The sequence below is a fragment of the Vibrio sp. nBUS_14 genome (genome assembly GCF_051201655.1).
Lineage (GTDB): Bacteria > Pseudomonadota > Gammaproteobacteria > Enterobacterales > Vibrionaceae > Vibrio.
Genome location: NZ_CP179206.1, coordinates 2,087,221 through 2,105,173 on the forward strand (window position 1 = coordinate 2,087,221; position 17,953 = coordinate 2,105,173).

General features: G+C 41.1%; 18 protein-coding genes and 1 riboswitch. Of the genes, 10 read left to right on the top strand and 8 right to left on the bottom strand.

Annotation, left to right across the window (positions count from 1 at the left end):
* Positions 1–361: 361 nt before the first annotated feature.
* Positions 362–1,624, bottom strand: a complete 1,263-nt coding sequence (locus ACMAZD_RS09810) for an MFS transporter (protein WP_435247089.1) — start codon at positions 1,622–1,624, stop codon at positions 362–364.
* 104 nt (positions 1,625–1,728) lie between these two features.
* On the opposite strand from ACMAZD_RS09810, the gene ACMAZD_RS09815 reads away from it, so the two are divergent.
* Positions 1,729–2,631 carry a LysR family transcriptional regulator gene (locus ACMAZD_RS09815; RefSeq protein ID WP_435247090.1) on the top strand — a complete coding sequence of 301 codons (903 nt, stop codon included), beginning with the start codon at positions 1,729–1,731 and terminating at the stop codon, positions 2,629–2,631.
* Between the two features lie 140 nt (positions 2,632–2,771).
* On the opposite strand, the gene ACMAZD_RS09820 is transcribed toward ACMAZD_RS09815, so the two are convergent.
* Together ACMAZD_RS09820 and ACMAZD_RS09825 are read right to left on the bottom strand one after the other, a co-directional pair.
* Positions 2,772–3,506 carry a chromosome partitioning protein ParA gene (locus tag ACMAZD_RS09820; protein WP_435247091.1) on the bottom strand — a complete coding sequence of 245 codons (735 nt, stop codon included), beginning with the start codon at positions 3,504–3,506 and terminating at the stop codon, positions 2,772–2,774.
* 150 nt (positions 3,507–3,656) lie between these two features.
* A complete protein-coding gene (locus ACMAZD_RS09825; protein ID WP_435247092.1) occupies positions 3,657–3,815 on the bottom strand; it encodes a hypothetical protein in 159 nt (52 codons plus the stop codon).
* 178 nt (positions 3,816–3,993) lie between these two features.
* Positions 3,994–4,121: riboswitch (glycine riboswitch) on the top strand.
* A 96-nt stretch (positions 4,122–4,217) separates the two neighbouring features.
* Between ACMAZD_RS09825 and ACMAZD_RS09830 the strand changes: the two genes are divergently transcribed.
* On the top strand, positions 4,218–5,465 hold the full coding sequence (locus ACMAZD_RS09830; protein ID WP_435247093.1) for a DUF6538 domain-containing protein: 1,248 nt from the start codon (positions 4,218–4,220) through the stop codon (positions 5,463–5,465).
* On the opposite strand, the gene ACMAZD_RS09835 is transcribed toward ACMAZD_RS09830, so the two are convergent.
* The gene (locus ACMAZD_RS09835) at positions 5,454–6,425 is read right to left on the bottom strand and encodes a hypothetical protein (protein WP_435247094.1); all 972 of its coding nucleotides are present in this window, start codon (positions 6,423–6,425) and stop codon (positions 5,454–5,456) included. The genes ACMAZD_RS09830 and ACMAZD_RS09835 overlap by 12 nt on opposite strands.
* 775 nt (positions 6,426–7,200) lie before the next feature.
* On the opposite strand from ACMAZD_RS09835, the gene ACMAZD_RS09840 reads away from it, so the two are divergent.
* The 6 genes from ACMAZD_RS09840 (at position 7,201) to ACMAZD_RS09865 (ending at position 12,939) form a co-directional block, all read left to right on the top strand.
* Positions 7,201–7,632, top strand: a complete 432-nt coding sequence (locus tag ACMAZD_RS09840; protein ID WP_435247095.1) for a hypothetical protein — start codon at positions 7,201–7,203, stop codon at positions 7,630–7,632.
* A 258-nt stretch (positions 7,633–7,890) separates the two neighbouring features.
* Positions 7,891–9,423 (top strand): IS21 family transposase, encoded by a 1,533-nt coding sequence (gene istA / locus ACMAZD_RS09845; protein ID WP_435247096.1) that lies wholly within the window; start codon positions 7,891–7,893, stop codon positions 9,421–9,423.
* 10 nt (positions 9,424–9,433) lie between these two features.
* A complete protein-coding gene (gene istB / locus ACMAZD_RS09850) occupies positions 9,434–10,174 on the top strand; it encodes an IS21-like element ISVch3 family helper ATPase IstB (protein WP_435247097.1) in 741 nt (246 codons plus the stop codon).
* 218 nt (positions 10,175–10,392) lie between these two features.
* Positions 10,393–12,177 (top strand): hypothetical protein, encoded by a 1,785-nt coding sequence (locus ACMAZD_RS09855; protein WP_435247098.1) that lies wholly within the window; start codon positions 10,393–10,395, stop codon positions 12,175–12,177.
* 60 nt (positions 12,178–12,237) lie between these two features.
* Entirely contained in the window at positions 12,238–12,615 is a 378-nt protein-coding gene (locus ACMAZD_RS09860; RefSeq protein WP_434565852.1) for a hypothetical protein, read from the top strand.
* A 69-nt stretch (positions 12,616–12,684) separates the two neighbouring features.
* Positions 12,685–12,939, top strand: a complete 255-nt coding sequence (locus tag ACMAZD_RS09865) for a hypothetical protein (RefSeq protein WP_435247099.1) — start codon at positions 12,685–12,687, stop codon at positions 12,937–12,939.
* On the opposite strand, the gene ACMAZD_RS09870 is transcribed toward ACMAZD_RS09865, so the two are convergent.
* From ACMAZD_RS09870 to ACMAZD_RS09885, 4 genes are all read right to left on the bottom strand, one after another.
* Positions 12,936–13,160, bottom strand: coding sequence for a hypothetical protein (locus ACMAZD_RS09870; protein WP_435247100.1), 225 nt, complete (start codon positions 13,158–13,160; stop codon positions 12,936–12,938). The genes ACMAZD_RS09865 and ACMAZD_RS09870 overlap by 4 nt on opposite strands.
* A 144-nt stretch (positions 13,161–13,304) precedes the next feature.
* Entirely contained in the window at positions 13,305–14,501 is a 1,197-nt protein-coding gene (locus tag ACMAZD_RS09875; protein WP_435247101.1) for a KAP family P-loop NTPase fold protein, read from the bottom strand.
* An 87-nt stretch (positions 14,502–14,588) separates the two neighbouring features.
* The gene (locus tag ACMAZD_RS09880; RefSeq protein WP_435247102.1) at positions 14,589–15,137 is read right to left on the bottom strand and encodes a recombinase family protein; all 549 of its coding nucleotides are present in this window, start codon (positions 15,135–15,137) and stop codon (positions 14,589–14,591) included.
* Between the two features lie 343 nt (positions 15,138–15,480).
* Positions 15,481–17,100 carry an IS1634 family transposase gene (locus ACMAZD_RS09885; RefSeq protein ID WP_435247103.1) on the bottom strand — a complete coding sequence of 540 codons (1,620 nt, stop codon included), beginning with the start codon at positions 17,098–17,100 and terminating at the stop codon, positions 15,481–15,483.
* A gap of 187 nt (positions 17,101–17,287) precedes the next feature.
* On the opposite strand from ACMAZD_RS09885, the gene tnpA reads away from it, so the two are divergent.
* Positions 17,288–17,599: an IS66 family insertion sequence element accessory protein TnpA gene (gene tnpA, locus ACMAZD_RS09890; protein WP_016767112.1), complete on the top strand. Its 312-nt coding sequence runs from the start codon at positions 17,288–17,290 to the stop codon at positions 17,597–17,599.
* Positions 17,596–17,949, top strand: coding sequence for an IS66 family insertion sequence element accessory protein TnpB (tnpB, locus tag ACMAZD_RS09895; protein WP_435247104.1), 354 nt, complete (start codon positions 17,596–17,598; stop codon positions 17,947–17,949). Before tnpA ends, tnpB begins: the two co-directional genes overlap by 4 nt.
* The last annotated feature ends 4 nt before the right edge of the window (positions 17,950–17,953 follow it).

Below are 17,953 nucleotides of genomic sequence, written 5' to 3' on the forward strand. Positions count from 1 at the left end.
TTTTTATGTCTGAATGAAAAGCTTTGTGGCATGCCTTAAGGTTTCAATAGCTAACTTGCGTCTGTGTTTTCTTGCTCCAATACTTCGGTAGATTGTTCTACTTTTTCTCGCTCAGTTGGTTCTTCGATCTCTCTATGTTCTCGTCGAGCTAGCAGCGAGTAACAGTCATTAAAGCAATAGTACACGTTTCGCACTTATATTCAGGCATGCTCCCCTCCTTAGTCCCTTAAAATAGTCTAATCACAGAATGACAACAGACCGCGTGTTCATCCTTGAACCCCACCATTATGCTATTTCCCTAGCGAGTAATTATGCGTGCAAAGTCACCCAATATTCAACTCACCCATATGAACACTTTCACTCACTTTGCATCATTCAAGCCCAGTCCTCTGCTGTAAGCAACCCAAAGACAGGGAGTACAAAGCACGATACCAACCGCCACATAAATCAAGGTATTAAAATCCAAAGACGCATCAGATTGTGGCTGTACCAGAGCACTACTGAGCAATCCCCCAAAACCCACAGCAAAATGTTGCAACGAACTTTGTAAACGAATCAAAAGCATGCGTTTATTGACGCTAAGAGCGTTAATTAATTCAACAGATAGAACTAAAGTCCGAGTAGAGCTCACCACGACAAAGACAACAAAAGCCACAGCAGCGCTGACCACATTGAGCGAACCAAAGCCCCAAACGATAGAAATGACCATGCCCAATGATAAACACACTATGAGGCGAAAAATTGCTTTATCAGTCCCCCTAATACGTGCGAAAGCTTGCATCGCTATGAAGGAACAGGTTCCGCTGATGGCATAACAGTATCCTAATAACGTTGCTGATATTCCGAGGTTCACCTCAAGCATCACTGGGAACTGCGTAGAGACCAGAAAAGTACCCAGTACAGCGCTGAAAGCCAACACAATTGCAAAACGAAGATCCCGACTACATAAATAGTCACCTAACTTAAACTTGTGATTATCAGTGAATTCTGATTCCGCAGACCCCTCTTTTAATTGAATAGATGGTGACAGAGATACCACAGCGCCAATCAGCAACAGTAATCCTGCAATAACCTGAAAACTGAGTTGCCATTCTCCCATTGAAGACAGCATGATAAGCGCCGGTACGCCCGCACTTAACGCCAATGGAAACGAGCTCAGTAAGACAGCAATGTTTCGCTTTCTATCGTCATCACAAGAGATCAACGTAAGATAATTCAAGTTTAGAACGGCTAAAGCCCCACCAAATAGTCCCGAGAGCATTCTATAAACGATCAAGTGATCAAAATCTGAGGCCACTGATGTCAACCACGTCGTTACAGCTAAACCTACAACGCAAATATAGACTCGTTTAATTTCTCTATTCGGGTCTAAACTGCCTTTAGTGAATAAACATATCACTGCAGCCGCGATAGCATAGGCTGAAACAAGGTAGCCTGCTTGCGAGGCATCATCTCTTAAATTCAAGCTGATTGCTGAACTTAACGGGATAATAATAAGAGCATCTAGAGCGACTAGAAAGTGGATTACAAAACAACATAAAATGGCACGACTTGGTAATAAAGCCTTGAATTTCATTAAATACTTAATTAGAAATAATGCTTTAATTCGATTTGTACTTAACAATTTTTACTCTACTTTATTGATTGATAATGGTGTTATTGTACAAAGTGAAACAGGTCAACAAAGTGGCTATTGTTGGTTTCATAATCCAATATTTCGGGATAAAGATGATTAATCAAATAGAACAACAATGGATTCGAAGCTTTCACTGTGTCTTTGAGAACAACAGCTTTAAAAAAGCGGCGGAGTTTTTAGATTTACCAACATCAAACGTTAGCCGCCACATCGCCTTGCTAGAGGAAAAGCTCCATACTCGGCTGTTTGAAAGAACCACGCGTAAGATTGCGCCAACAGAAGCTGGCGAGAAGCTATACCAATCGACACAACCTTTATTGGGTCAACTTGATGAAGCGCTAGAGGAAGTAACTCGGTATTCACACGGCATAGAGGGACAACTAAGAATATTGATGCCAGACACACCCGCACTCGCACAGGCTGTCATTTCATTCTGTACTGAGCACCCCAAAGTTTCATTGTGTTGTGACACGAGTTTAAGTCCTAAAGACGATCTACTCGATGGCTTTGATCTTATCTTGAGCTTTGGCCGAGGCAAGCTACCAGACAGCAATTGGATAGCCCGAGAAATTAGACGTTGGCTAAGTGCTGTCGTTGCATCGCCGGAGTTAATTCAAGACTCCAAACGTCCATATCAAATACCAGATTTAGTCCACGTCCCATGTATCAGTAGTTTAACAACGTTGAGTGGAACGCCTTGGGTATTTAGAAGCACGGAAGGAGAGCTTATTACGCAAAAAGTTAGTTCTTCATTTCGAGTAAATAGTGGAAGCCTTGCCAGAGCAGGTGCCTTAGCTGGCCTTGGATTTTCTATACTGCCAATCGAAGCCTGTGTTGAAGAGATCAAAGCAGGATCTTTAGAGGTCGTAGAACTCGAGCATAAACCTGAAGATTTAGTTTTATATGCGTTTTATGCATCGCGAAAACATCTAGCAAAGAAAATATCGATGTTTATTCAACACTTACAAACTAGTCCAGATCCCCTTCAGAAATAGTCTCAACGTATTCGCCACATACTATAGATCGTCGTAACGAAAAACGCCCACACCATTTTCATGATGTGGGCGTTTGAATATTTGCTGTCACACATTCGCTAGCAAACAGGCTTACTTATGAGTGTGCTAAGCACCTGAACTTATAAACCCATCTCTTCAGTTAGTGTTTTAATTTGCTTGAGATCCATGGTGTGAACTTCAATCATTTGTCTGATATCACTCAGTCGAGAGTTCGCGTTATCTTGTTTCTCACAAGCGTCAGATTTCGCATCCCATGAGGTGCCATCTAAGAAAACATCACACGCCTTTTTCAATGAACCAAGGCTTTGCTCAAGCTCATTTCTTTCTTTCTCAAGTTTTTCAAGCTCTTGAGAGATCTGTAATTCTTTTCGGAAGACTTCACGTGAACGTTCAAAAAGGATCGATTGCATGTCAGCTTGACGATTCAGATTTTGATTATTTTGCAGAGTTTCTTCTAGTGTCCGCTTTTGCTCATTAAGCTGTTGCTCTAATGAATAATTAGCTTTTTCTAAAACGGCAGACTGCTTTTCTAAATCTTTCAGTTCTTTCTGATGCGCTTCTGTCTGTTTCATTAAAGCGACTTCTACTTTCGCATCGACCTCAGTATCGACTTTTGCCACCTTAGCTTCAACAGACGTCATCAATTCGGTTTTGCTTTCGCGCAGTTCTTGATAACGAGTTTCGAGTACCTGATAAGTAGACTCCCACTTGGAAGCCGTCACTGTAGAACCGATTAATCCACCCAGAGCTAAACCTAAAACCGCAGCAATACCGATATAAAGCTGACTACGCTTATCGCGTTCTTCAATAACAACCACTTCATCTTGTTCGCTTTCTCCAGACTGCTGGTTCACTAGCGGGTACTCCCAAAAATATGTTTAACGTTACGCGGTCACTGACACTAATGCCAATACTGATTGGTGTAGGCTCAGTTAAACCTATCGCTCAAGTCAGAATCACTTGAGCTTTGCTAACACGTTAATCCTATCTGCTCTCAGACAAATTTAACGGGTTAACTCCGAAACCATCAAGCTGGCAGTATACAAAAGGAAGCTGCTAACGATAACAATCACTACCCCTTTTTGCAGTTTTTCGTTTGTCCGGTAACGAAACAGCACAAATGCCAAAGCCAATAAAAAAACAATCGCTATTAATCGAGTCATAACTCCTCCTTGTTTCTCTATTTTATACCATTTAAACAAGCAAGTTACGTCAGAGACTCGTTGTTTGATCATTTAGTCGAACGACATTTAAGCAAACAGATATTTTGTAGCTGACATCACATTTTATATGATCTAGGATACGCCTACAGATTACCTAATTATTTAGGTAATTGTTCCAATGAAGACTGCAGGAGAGTGGTTTTTAACTAAACTTTAACACTTAGTTAGATTAACCCGCCGAAGAAGTAAATCTTTCAGGCGCTTTGTGCTGGAGATATCCAGAAAAGTGAGGACTGTCGTTGGAGGAACCTCTGGAGACCGTAATATAAAAGCATAACTCGTTGTTTTATATTAACTTAACCCAGTAATTAGTCAATTTTGCGCTACATAAGTGATATACATATGCACCTTGTAAGCCGCAATAACACCTACTACTTCCAACGTAGAATCCCTAAAAGCCTTCAGTCTCGCTACAATGGGAAACAACACCTAAAGTTCTCTCTTCAAACCAAAGATAAACGTCAAGCGCTGATCCTTGCTCGTAAACTATCTGCTCAATTCGATATTGAGTTCGAAACAATTCAATGTAAAAACCTACCCGACTTCTCGCACAAGTTTAACACTGCCAACTCAATACAAATGCCTAGTAGCCTAAACCTTTCGCGTTGTGTTTCTGAATTCTTAGAAGCAAAACGAATCGATGGAGTATCGAAAAAAGCACTAGATCGTTACCAAGCAAGACTCAACCTTCTAGTCGATATTGTTCATGACCAACCAATCGACTCGCTTAAACGATCTGACGCTTTAGAGTTTAAGTCTATTCTAGTCAAGTTACCGCCTAACCTTTCTCGTAACCCTGAGTACAAGAACAAGTCTTTCGTTGAGATCATTGAACTTGGCCATAAACCAATTGGAACCCATACAATCAATGACACCTTTAAAGTTGTTTCTGGGTTCTTTGATTGGTGCGTACTCAACGAAAAAGCCCAAAAGAACTCCTTTACTAAACTCGGTGTAAAACAAGAAACCAAAGCGAGCGAACAGCGTCGAGCGTTTACAAAGGACGACCTCAAGAAAATCTTCTCTGTAGATGTCTTCCAAAATGAGCCAAGAGAAGCATGGCATAAGTGGATACCATTGATCGGTCTATATACTGGTGCTCGACTTAATGAACTGTGCCAATTATATTGCTCAGATATAAGGCTGATGGATAACGTTTGGTGTATACACTTTGGTACTGACTACGAAGATCAAAAACTCAAAACTCAAAGTGCATATAGAACCATTCCAATCCATTCTAGCCTCATCAAGAAAGGTTTTATTGATTACGTCCAACAGCAAAGTGGTAGGTTGTTCCCTACCCTCAAATACCTTAAGACCGATGGATATAGCAAATACCCATCAAAATGGTTCTCAGTGCAACGTGACAAAGCACTAACACCAAAAGAACGTGAGCGTAAGACATTCCATTCTATACGTCATACCATGGCTACTGAGTTCAAGAGAAGTGGAGTTAATTATCATGTGGCTGCTGCAATATTGGGACATCACAACGATTCAATGACTTATGGTAGATACGGGAAGGAGTACAGCCCTGAACAACTTGCCAAGGCTATCGAATTATTAGATTTTGCTAGTTTAAGCATTTAACTTTATGGCACTAAATGATTTTTTGTCAGAATATTGTTCTGTGTGCCTTTTTCGAATATTGGCTAACATTGGACGATAGGCTGTCAACTTATCTCTGCTATCTTTGACTCTCTTTTGGTACGATTTGGTAATTACCGCAATATCTTCTGGCGCTATCCCTTTTCTATGTAGTAGTTCAGCCTTTAGATTCGACGCTATCTGTTGATCCGAACTCTCTAATGAGTCGTGTAACGCCAACACTATATTTTCTAAAACCTTACTGCTTTCCTTCATAGATTTCAGTTCTAATTCAAGTTCTTCGTTTTTACTGGCATGTGAAGATAGTTCTTTCTTACTTTCTTCATAACGAATGTAGTACTCTGAGGTCTCGGCGATTTGTCTTTTCTGCTCTTCTCTCTCTTTAGTTAAGAACTCAACTTTTTCTGCGTTCAACTGTTGTTCCTGTTTAGTCTTCTCAAGTTCAGCAGTGATTAAAGTTAGTTGCTCTGTGCCCGATTCAAGTTGAGTATTCAGGTTTTCTATACGAGACTCGTACTCTTCTCTTTGTTGCTCCCAATTGTCTAAATCTCGGTTTAACTTGTCTTGCTGGTAACTAAGGCTAGACTTCGCCTGATACTCACTCGCTACCATCTGAAGCCTATATTCATCTGCTCTTCGTCCATGGTGGTCAGCGATACGCTTTCTATCAATCCATCGATGCTTGCTACCGTCAATTAAATGCTGAATGAATGGCAAGCCATACGTATACAGCAAAGCAAGACCCAACGGGTAAAAAGCATCCCTTAAGAAATCGAGGCTATTACTCTTCGCTAATACAATCTTATCCTCCGAAGAACTAAACAAGAACTCGACTACAAACACATGATTGACGGCTAACCAAGCCAATATGAAAGAACCAAGAAAAGGTGCTCTAAGTCGGTTTATTGAGGCTTGTGTGATTGCATTGACAAGTTCTTTCATAGGGTAGCCATACAGATAAGGTATTGAGAAAGTGGTATGAATACTACTGAATAGCCATCAGTCTAGCAATTACAAATCAAACGGTTACTACTTATATTTGGGTTGTAGTACAGAGCCTAAAGAAAGTTGAGGCAATATTAATCTAGTAAGAGATTCACAATTGCATTGAAACTAGAGCAATAGCCCCCATATCTAAATTGTCACATCTTTTCCGTGTGTGACTTGAAAACCAGTTCAGCCCTTCTCATAAGCACGAGTATTTCGCATATGAAGAAGGTCTTTTTTGAACTATTAACACATTTGAACGAGCACAAAGGCTCACTAGGGAAAATCGGTTACAGGATATATAAGTTGGTAGAAGCCTACTCGTTAGGTGATCAGCAACAATTTTTACTAGAACTGATTTATCTAGGAATGACTCTAAAGGGGGTATTAGCGCAGAATAGCAAAAAACAAAAAAGTAACAAAAAGTAGCACGTCCTAGACGTATCTTTAACCACTAATTTGGTACAGATTATGAGTACATTGACTCTTAAGTAATCTGGTTTTTCAATCTGAGAGGGCTTGAGCCATCTCATGAACGTTAATACCTAGTTCAAACAGTTAATAGGTAATAACTAACGGAGTCACCATAGACACTGACGCACAGAACCAAGATTTTCTAGAACTCGTCAATAAGGTAATTGACGATGCTTTAGCGTGCGTTGAACCCCCACCAAACATTGATGATCAGATCGATGCGGCAGACAAAACGATTGCTTATCTTGAACAAGATATGAGAGTAATCGAAGGTATCAGCCCACTTTCTAAAGAGATCACGCCCATAAATATTGAAGGTCTACTAAAAGATAGTTTTGACGAGGAGCGCTATGCGATATTTGAAGCGTTAATTGAAAAACAACTAGACCTCTATGCCGTGCCATGGACACTTGGCGTAAAAGTGGCAGCAATCACTGTTTACTCAACCGTAATATCTCCTATTATCAAAGGTTTGCTTCACAAAGTAACTCATAGACTACAATTGCTACGTGAATTCTTAGAGTGTTCTATACCCAAATGCGAACTGTTCTTGGTATGTCCTTATAACAACAGCCCACCAGCGAAAAGTAACAACTTCTTAGGTAAAGATAGCCGCTTTTTTAATTTGACCTTCTCCAACGTATCTAAACTCCCTCTTTTTATCGATTCATATCCCCATTCCATGTAATAACTTATGAAAAACACTGATACCGTTGTGCATATTTCGGAGCATTCCGATCAGTCATTTCGGGATTATCCGATCACCCATTTCGGTTTAAACCGATCACTGATTCCGCGATTATCCGATCACTTTTAGTCAAACTCCGAAATCGGTGATCGGAATAGCGAAAACCGCGATCGTAATGGCCGAAATCCTTCCTTTTTCTCTTTTAAATCAATAGCTCGCTATTCTTTACTTCTTAAACAAGAAGGAAAGGAAGCGACAATGGCCAAAAAGAGAACTCCAATGAACAAAATCAAAGAGGTATTACGCCTTAAATACGACTGCGGTCTCTCAAATCGTGGTATCGCTTCTTGCCTTAAACTCGGCCCGTCCACCGTATCAGAACGCCTTACTCGCTTTAAACAAAGCCAACTTGGTTGGCCTCTACCCGACAGTTGCAGCGATGCAGATCTCACACAGGCGCTGTATCACGGCAAGAAAGTCAGTCGAGATAAAGTTATGCCAGACTTCACTCAATACGCAGTCGAACTCAGGCGTAAAGGTATGACAAAGATGCTGCTCTGGCAGGAGTATCATGAGCAATATCAAGAGCAAGCTTACGCTTACACTCAGTTCTGCGAGCACTTCACTCGTTGGTTCAAAACCCAAAAACGCAGCATGCGCCAGCTTCATGTTGCAGGTGATAAACTGTTTATCGATTACTGTGGGCCTCGGCTTCAGGTGGTCAACCCTGACACAGGCGAAGTGCGCGAAGCGGAGGTGTTCGTCGCGACTTTAGGCGCGTCCAATTACACTTATGTTGAAGCCTTCCCCAGCCAAGGGAAGCCCTACTGGTTAGAGGCGCATGCGAATGCGTTCGAACACTTCGGTGGCGTACCACAACTCTTAGTTCCCGATAACCTACGCAGCGCAGTCACCAAAGCCAATCGTTATGAGCCGAGACTGAACGACAGCTATCAAAAGCTGGCTAATCACTATCAAACAGTCGTGATGCCTGCTCGCCCCTACAAACCGAAAGACAAAGCCAAGGCAGAGAATGCCGTGCTCCTAGTAGAACGCTGGATCATGATGCGGTTGCGACACCAAGCCTTCCACACTTTTAAAGAGTTGAATCTCGCCATCCGTGAACTCATGAATGAGTTAAATCAGCGTGAGATGAAACAGTATGGCGCCAGCCGCCAAGCGCTGTTCGATAAACTCGACAAACCTGCATTAAAGCCACTGCCTAGGCAGCGTTACCTGTATACCGAAACTAAACGAGCCAAAGTTGGCCCTGACTATCACATCGAATATCGCCGTCATTACTACTCGGTTCCCCATCAACTTGTTGGTCACCATGTCGAGTTGGAAGCCTCTAATCGCCTGGTGCAGATCTACCATCAAGGTAACTTGGTGGCCCAGCATCCACGTAGCCAAAGAGGGCGAGGAAACAGCACCCAACCAGAGCACATGCCAAGCAACCATCAACATCAGAAGTGGTCGCCAGGGCGCTTGCTTAGCTGGGGAGCCAATATCGGCCCAGCCACACGAGAAGTCGTCAATAAGATGCTGAACTCCAAGCCTCATCCAGAGCAGTCTTATCGTTCCTGCCTTGGCTTGCTCAGCCTCAGTAAAACCTATGGCGAATCGCGCCTAGAGCAAGCCTGTAAAGATGCGCTGATGCTGACAAAATCCAATTACACCTTCATCAGCAATTTGTTGAAAAACAATCGTGAAGGACAACTGAGTAAAGACAACACGAGTACGCCAAATCTTGTTCATAGCAATGTTCGTGGCCCGAACAGTTATCACTAGGAGAAAGGATATGAATGCACTGAACGACCAACTCAAAACCCTACGCTTGAGCCATGCAGCGAAAGCATTAGAGCAGCAGCAAGAGCAACTGACCACCTACGCAGAACTGGACTTCGAGGAAAGGCTAAGCCTACTTCTGGAAAGCGAGATCTTGAATCGCAATCAGAGCAAAATCCAACGCTTAAAACGACAAGCCAAGCTGAGAGTAGATGCGCAGCCGAGCCAACTCATCTATAAGGAGGGACGAAACCTCAATCGTAAACAGATGAGCGAACTTCTGACGGGCAGTTATCTATACAAACACCAGAACATCTTGGTTACAGGCCCAACAGGCGCAGGCAAAACGTATCTTGCCTGCGCACTGGCAACCAGCGCCTGTGACCAACAACAAACGGTTAAGTACTACCGATTAACTCGCTTGCTTGACGACCTGACCGCTGGTCGTCTGGATGGTAGCTATCAAAAGCAACTCCAATCGCTGGCTAAGAAAACCTTACTGATCCTCGACGACTGGGGGATGGAAAAACTCACTCAAGAGCATGCGGGTCACTTATTAGAAGTGCTGGAAGAGCGTTATCAAAACAGCAGCACAATCGTCATCAGCCAGTTACCTGTAAGGGAGTGGTACAACATGATCAGCAACGCCACCGTCGCGGACGCGCTAATGGATCGGTTAGTACACAATAGTCATAGAATAGAACTGGGAGGTGAGTCAATGAGAAAACTGGCGCAATCCGATCACTTAGAGTAAAAATAAGAAGAGAGAAAAACGGTAGGATCAGGTGATCGGAATGAACCGAAACGAGCGATCGCAATCACCGAAATACGCACCGTTGCCGATATCCCCCCTAATTCCTAAATATTTGTGACCTTTGACAGAAAAAAACATCCTTTTAAACTCAACATGAATCTCGTTCTTTCCCTTATGTCTGTGGTTTAATACCTGGATATAACTCATTGAGATTTAAGATGAATACAACAGAAAGAATCCATGCCCTCTTAGAAGACCGTAGTTTTCCGAGTATGGTGTTACTAGATGGACATTGGGGTGTTGGTAAGACTTACTATGTTAAGAACGAACTTCAACCCTATCTCAAAACGCATTACCCAACCCCATATAAGACCATTTACTTATCTTTGTATGGCGTAACAAGCCTTGAGGATTTCAAGGATCGAGTTCTGTCCTTAACCTATACCGAGAATAAGAAATCTAGTTGGCTCGCAAAGCACAGTAGCGATCTAGTCGGTTCTTCTGCACAAGTAATTTCTGGAACTAGAGGTGTTGGCGCTGCACTTGGTGGCGTTGCTTCAATCGTTAAGTACCACTACTTCAATAAGATCGATAACCTAGCTCTTCTACTAGACGATCTAGAGCGTATTACGTGTGAAAAAGTACGGACTCAAGTCATGGGCGAGTGTCTGAACCTCGCAGAAAACAAGCAACATATCAAAATAGTAGTCATTGGAAACCAAGATAAGATCGGTACACATGCTGATATTGAAAAAGCATTTAGTGATATTGTCCATATCAAACGCACACCCGCAGAATCTCTTGATGTAATTAAGAAGATCTATACTGGAACCAGTAGGCTTAGTGATTATGAACTGTCTGAGATTTCAAAATGCCTTAAGTCATTAGAACTCGATAACTTAAGAATAATTCGACGGTCTATCGATAGATACAAAGCCGTCTGTTACCTATTTGACCGCGTAGATAATGTTAACTACGACTATCTAGAATCTAAACTAATTGATGCTTCTTTTCGCATATCTACAGCGATACACCGAGAAGGTTTTAGTTTAGACGAAATTTTAGAAGGAATTGAAGATCGAAGACGTCGTATCAGCCTAGCAAATGACAAAGTTAAAGTAGATGAACTTACTGATATTGAGAAAAGGCATCTTGAATTAGAAACATATATTTCACCAATTCGTTACCACACACCGCAAAGCCTTTCGACTTACATCGCTACGTACCAAAATAATTTCTATGATATTCATCAAGAACTTAATATCCCTACAAGCACTGAAGCCATTGAGTTGTTCTTAGGTTACGGTTTTCGAGATAAAGATGAAGACTGGTTTCAACAAAATATTGGAGTAGTCAAAAAAGAAGTATTCGAACCAAATGTAGACAATCTACTTTTTTGGATACGTTGCTGCGGACTTTACTTTTACATGTTAACTGCGGGATATGTCGAAGAGCAAGAAAGCACCTTTCGCTCAAAAGTTACGGAATTGCTTAAAGAAAAAGACTTTTCACTTGATCTAGATTATCGAGATTTAGAACATGACCTCCACACTTTTGTTCGTGATGATGAATTGAATCAGTTGTTTAGAGCATACATAGAGAAATTTAAAGTCGAACACTCAAAAGCGAAAAGTCAGTCGTTTGTAAGTGACTTCATTAGTGACTACTCATTGGTTCGTGCAGAGATTGATGTAAAGTTAGCAAATACTGCTTTTCTTCAGGATTTGACTTCCGAAGACTTCAAAAGCGCTCTGTCAAACTGGAGTTCAAAAGAGATTCAATCCTTCATTTATGATATGCAGTCACGTTACGACTTTAACAATATCGACGATTATTTTTCATTAGAATTTAGTGGGTTAGTAAGTTTATCTGAACAGATTCAATTACTTATGAAAGATACTCCTTATGGAATTAAAAGAGGCAGCCTTTCAAATTTAGATCGTGTAATTACAGGCGTTATCACAAGACTTGAAACAAAAATCAACGCCAAACTAGCAACTTAATCAGTTGCAAATCACCAGTTAGAACAACTAGAATTACTGTTTATACATACAGGTATTTTTATGTTCTTAATTTGCGCAGAAAACTACAAACGAATCAAAGTGCATGAAAATGGCTTTACTGAAAAAGACGAACGGTACAGCATCTCAGCACTTAAGCGAGATGGTGAGTTTATCAAGAAAGACTTCCTTGGATTCATAGAGAAGACCTCCCTATTCCGCCCTCAGTTTGTGAAGTTGACGAAAATCGTTGGTGTATACAACGACATCGAAATGATAGACATACCCAGAGGTCATTGGGTTCTTGGTGTTTATCATACTCAGGCTTTCTCTGTCGTGCTTGAAGAGAACCAACCTTTTTACCATCCAATCGAGCACGAGAAACACATACAGCGCTACCATGATAACGTTGTAAGTTTGACGTCATTTAGCAAAAAGTAGTGCTTTTCTCATACTTTCTAGACCTCAAAAGTCGATTAGGTTGAGTTCCAACAACCTAGGGCAGAAATCATGACTATAAAGACAGAATTGTTATCTTTTGTGCAAGAAAAGGCTAAGCAAACAGGCAATACAACAGAACTAAAAGAGTTCTTTGGTTATCTAGTAGATCAGTTGAACGCTATTAGTGAGTGTGAGTTGGAACAGTACCAAGACAACACAGAAACAGCCTCAGACGTACTGAGGCTTGTGGCATGGCAATCTGTGCCGATTAACGTTGAGTTCAGTGAGAATTTCACTGACAAAGTTATCTTAGAGTTACATTAGAAAGTATTGCCCATAGAGTCTTGTTCTATATGGGCAGATAGTTCTACTGCTTTGAAGTAGTCTTCTCTTGTCCAGACTTGGATCTCAGTATCACCAGATTGCACTAGACCTATCAATGGGCGCTTGTAACGCTCAATTGCTTTATATTCTTCTCTCGCGGTATTGTTTCGAGCAAAGTCCGTCTGTGTATAAGAGCCTAACTTTGTTTCTAAAACCTTCAAAGCATCCGATACATAACGAGTCTTTGGTTGTCTAACATCTGAGAACCCATTTGCTATCCTCCAACTTAAGGTCAAAGCACAACGCAAATTATGCACATAAGTTGCCTCATTAGATATTTGGGTAAGTTCCCAAACAGATCTATTTCAAAGTAGTTGGTCAATGTTGTCGCTATTGTAGCCAGTTTTCTTTTTGAACTCACTTGGAAGCGTGACCTTTTCTCCCACTGATGTTTTTCTAGATTGATAGCACACATGAAAGTCTGCACTATCGTACTCAGCAATCAACTGTATAAGTAATCGAATATCAAAGAAGCGCTTTCCATAATCAAGTTCATAGAGCACACACGATTCAAACTTATTGAACACTTGTTCCATACGTCGAAGTGAAAGGTTGTACATGATACCAACCTCTGCCAGTAACCTACTCGCGAGTTCTTTACTATACTTAAGACCTCCTAGCAATCTCATTTCTGCCTTTCTATCCTCTAAGATAGAATCCTTTACGAGTAACTTAGCAAACAGGCTCTTATCAGGTAGAGGTAACGCAGCACTTCTATTGAAGAAGCGCGAAAGGTATTCGTTACCATCGAATGAAGAACCATATACAGCCTTTATCGAGTGACTGAGTTGTTTAGTATCAGTTGCTACGACAAACACATAATTATCTAGTGAGAAGAAGTGCTTAATAGTTTCAAGCATTTCAATTGCATAGGTTGGCCTGCACCTGTCTAACTCGTCTATCAGAACAAAGACCTTTTGCTTACCTTTTGGAGCACAACCAAGGTACTCATTAAGCGCTGTTTTCGTGTCTTCTATTGCGCTCAGTTGTGCTTTGTAGTTCTCAGTCAGATTTCTACCGATATTGACCGCTTCTTTGTCCTCAAATGTCAGTGTTTTCGCCACCTCTACCATTGCACTGTTATCAGTTTGACCAGATAGATAAGTTCCGACACCAACAGCGGTCATGTTCCATAGTCTTTTGGAAAACTTAGCCGCGACTTTAAGTATTTTTTCTTCGGTAGCGTGTGCTTCAGCATTTGCACTGATACTTTGGAACTGTTCGATAAATTCACTGACAAGAACAAGAAGAGGATCGTTACTGAAGTCAGAACGCCATGCATCTATGTAGATAACTGGATAGTCATACGTGAAACGGAGGTTCGAATACAATTGTCTTAAGAAGTGAGTTTTACCTGTACCCCATGAACCATTGAGGTTCATAACTAGAGGTTTCTTTTGATTTCTTAAGTAGGAAGACAAGTACTGTCCATATTCTTTGTTATTCAAACCACATGAATCAAAGTTGTACTTCTCTTTCCAATCTTCAAAACGCTCTTTCACTGAACACCATTATCAATACAATTCCCATTAGACGTAATTATACATAAGCAACCGTGTTATATATTGATACATAAGAGAAATTTTGATTTAACTGCGCTCAATATTCAAAATCGTACCACGAGACACGTTATATTCTTTCGACAACTGCAATTTTGAGGTGCCACCAGCCAATTTCGCCTTAATATCTTTCTTTTGGTCATCGGTTAACTTTGGCTTACGGCCACCAAAGTTACCACTAGCCCTCTTTCCTTCTTGAGTTCGACTAACAATAAAGTTTCGTTCCATCTCAGCAAACATACCCAATAGTTGAACCATAGCAGTATTCATGGGGTCGTCATTTGATGTGTCGATGTTTTGATCTAAGGCTACAAGATTTACACCCTTTTCTTTTAACTGATCTAAAACTTGTAGTACTTGAGAAAGAGAACGACCTAATCGATCAAGTTTAGTAACAACGACAGTATCGCCATCACGAACATAACCAAGTAACTCATCTAGCACTTCTTTATTAGTATCTGCTTTACCCGAATGTTTACCACTAAAAATCTTAATACACCCATACTCATCCAATCGAGTGAGTTGATCAGTCAATTCTTGTGCTTGTGTTGAAACTCGCGCAAAACCAATATTAGCCATTTATAAACTCCGTCAAAGCGATGATGTCAAAAACGCATAAGATATTGTCACCAACCTTACAAGGTGTCAATATCTCAGAGTTATTAAATTTTGACAGTGGCAATGTTAATGATTGAGTTGTTGACACTAATCGTCGGTAAATAAAGTTCGTCATACTTAACGAGATAAAAAAAAGACCACCTGATCAAAGAAAAGGTAGCCTAATGGGGCAACATATTAATGCAATTAATTTTAACACTCACTATTAATTCACATTAGTCTTTACCTCTATTATTACGGTGGTATACCTACATTTCGAACAGGTCTTGATACACAAGTTTATAACCGACATTCCGCACCTCATTTAGGAATAAATTGCTTCATATAGCTTACCTAGCAATTGAAGCAATCTCCTCTGATGGTCTTGAATGCCGGTGATAAACCATTGTTCGCCGAACTCAAGTGTATCGACCCCTTCAAATTTTAAAAACACCCAGCGAGCAGTTGGCTTAGATGTGGTTTTGTTCTTAACCATGCTTGGAAAAAATTCTTCAGTAACAGCCAACTCTTCACGTATCTTATGCTCGAGTCCAGCATAAACCATTAGGCTTAAGGTCATTATCATGAGTAAAGCTTCGATGCGTTGTGGTTTTTTTAAGAAGATAGATGATGTTAAAAACTCAGGGCTTTTAAGGAAGCGAAAACCTCGCTCGACTTTCTGTTGTGACTTGTAGTGTTCCAGTAACGCAGCCATATCGAGATCGGTACTTTCAGTATCATTGGTCGCAAGAATGAACATACCAACTTTAAGCTTCGCGAGTTTTACTTTTTCTAAATCAGTGAACGGATTTGCTTCAATTTTGTAGTGGTATCCAGTTGGAACCTCATCTTTTTTAGGGCGCCCTCGGCCAGCAAACTCGGGCACTTGCCGTATCTCACTTTGCTCGAAACTCAACAGTTGGCATTGACTCTGAAATTCACTCATAGCCTTTTGTGCATCAGTCGCACAGGCAAATTGTTTCTTAGCTAATTGAGCTAGAGATTTAAGCTCTTTGGTCAGATTTTTATCCAAATTTTTATAAAAAGTGGCTTCTTCTCGCTTTGTCGCTTGCTCGCTGTTCACTAACAACCATCGCTGCTTCACGTTGCCATAATCAGATTCAATCCAGTGCCCCGAATAACCATTACCGATAGGCTCTAATTGCGCTGGCGATAATGCCAGTAGAGCTTGTTTGGCCATTTTAATGGTCATTGGGACGCGTGTAATGAACTTCTGCTTTTGTTCATCAAGTGAGCAAATACTGTCTGACGTGTATAAAGCTGCATCAGCAATAAAGTAACGACTATTTTGCGCGGCTTTAAGACAGTGAATATGGCGCTTAGTGACCTCTGCAAATGCTTTTGCATCGTTCGTGTTTCCACTGAGAGCCTGCATATAAACAGGGAGCCCTGCTTGATTTTCACAAATTAATTCAAGGACAACCTGATTCAATTCAGGTCGGTGATCTCGACTATAACCTTTGACGAGTTGAATAGAATTAATGTCATCCTCTGCTGATTGAGCATATTCACCATCAACATGGAAACTCGTTATATCAAGGTGGACAGACTCTGTCTTGAGGCCCAATTTTTCAACGGTATGCTCTGCAATAACTTGATATAAAATAGATACATCAGCTTCAAATAAAGCATCTAATGTGCGCCCAAGAACATCATCAGTTAAGTGGTGCGCTTCTATGTTTTTAGCAAGCAGCTTTGATATTGGCTTTGTCTCGAAAAAGTCAGAAAACATATGCAATGTTCGACTATGGAAGCCCAAACCGTTCAAAATCATGGCTAGAACGGCATCACCGTGTGAGACATTATGCTCTGAATACTTAGGAATTATGCGGTCGATAAGCCCGGGTAAATCAATCTCATGACAGAATGCAGCGATTAATCCAAGATGATCTAAGCGTTTTATGACAGGTTGAGGAGCAGACATCGCAAGTTACCGGCAAATAAAAGTAATAGATCAAAACGGGGGATCTGCGTCAAGTCTCAACTGCAATCATTATTGATAAATGATCGTGGGATCACACTAATTAAAATGTAAGCGCGTCATAAACCCCGCATTCTAATCGCCTAGCGCGAAGAATAAGATCAAGTCTCCAACCATAAGGAGATTTGAAATGGGAAAACGACACACTAATCAAGAATGGCAAACGCTCATCGAGCAATCTGAATCGAGTTCATTGTCAACGCTTGCATTTTGTAAGCTAAATGAACTCAACCCCTCGACGTTTTACGCTAAGCGCCAGCAACTCAAAAAAGCAGATGTCTCTCAAGGCTTTGTACGGGCAGAGATCGTCGAAAAGACAACGAAATATCAAGCTCAAATAGCCACCGCTAACATGACACTTCTCATCAATGATGTGGAGTTGAGCATTCCTCAAGGCACGCCCGCTACCTACCTGGCAGAACTCATTGGAGCCTTGTCATGAAACATATGCTCAGCGCACCAGAGATTTATCTGTATCGTGAGAGTGTCGATTTTAGAAAGTCCATCAATGGCCTCGCGGCGATTATCGAAAGTGACACCGATTTACCCTTGGGAAGCGGCGCACTGTTCCTGTTCACCAATAAACAGCGCGACAAAATCAAAGTGCTGTACTGGGATAAAACTGGCTTTGCGCTTTGGTATAAACGCCTTGAAAAAGCCAAGTATAAATGGCCTACAAAAGAGAAAAATGAAGTGTTTACCCTGACTCAATTCGAGCTTGATAGACTGCTTTCTGGCTTCACGATTATCGGCCATAAACCCGTTCAAATAAACGATGTTACAATGACTTAATCGA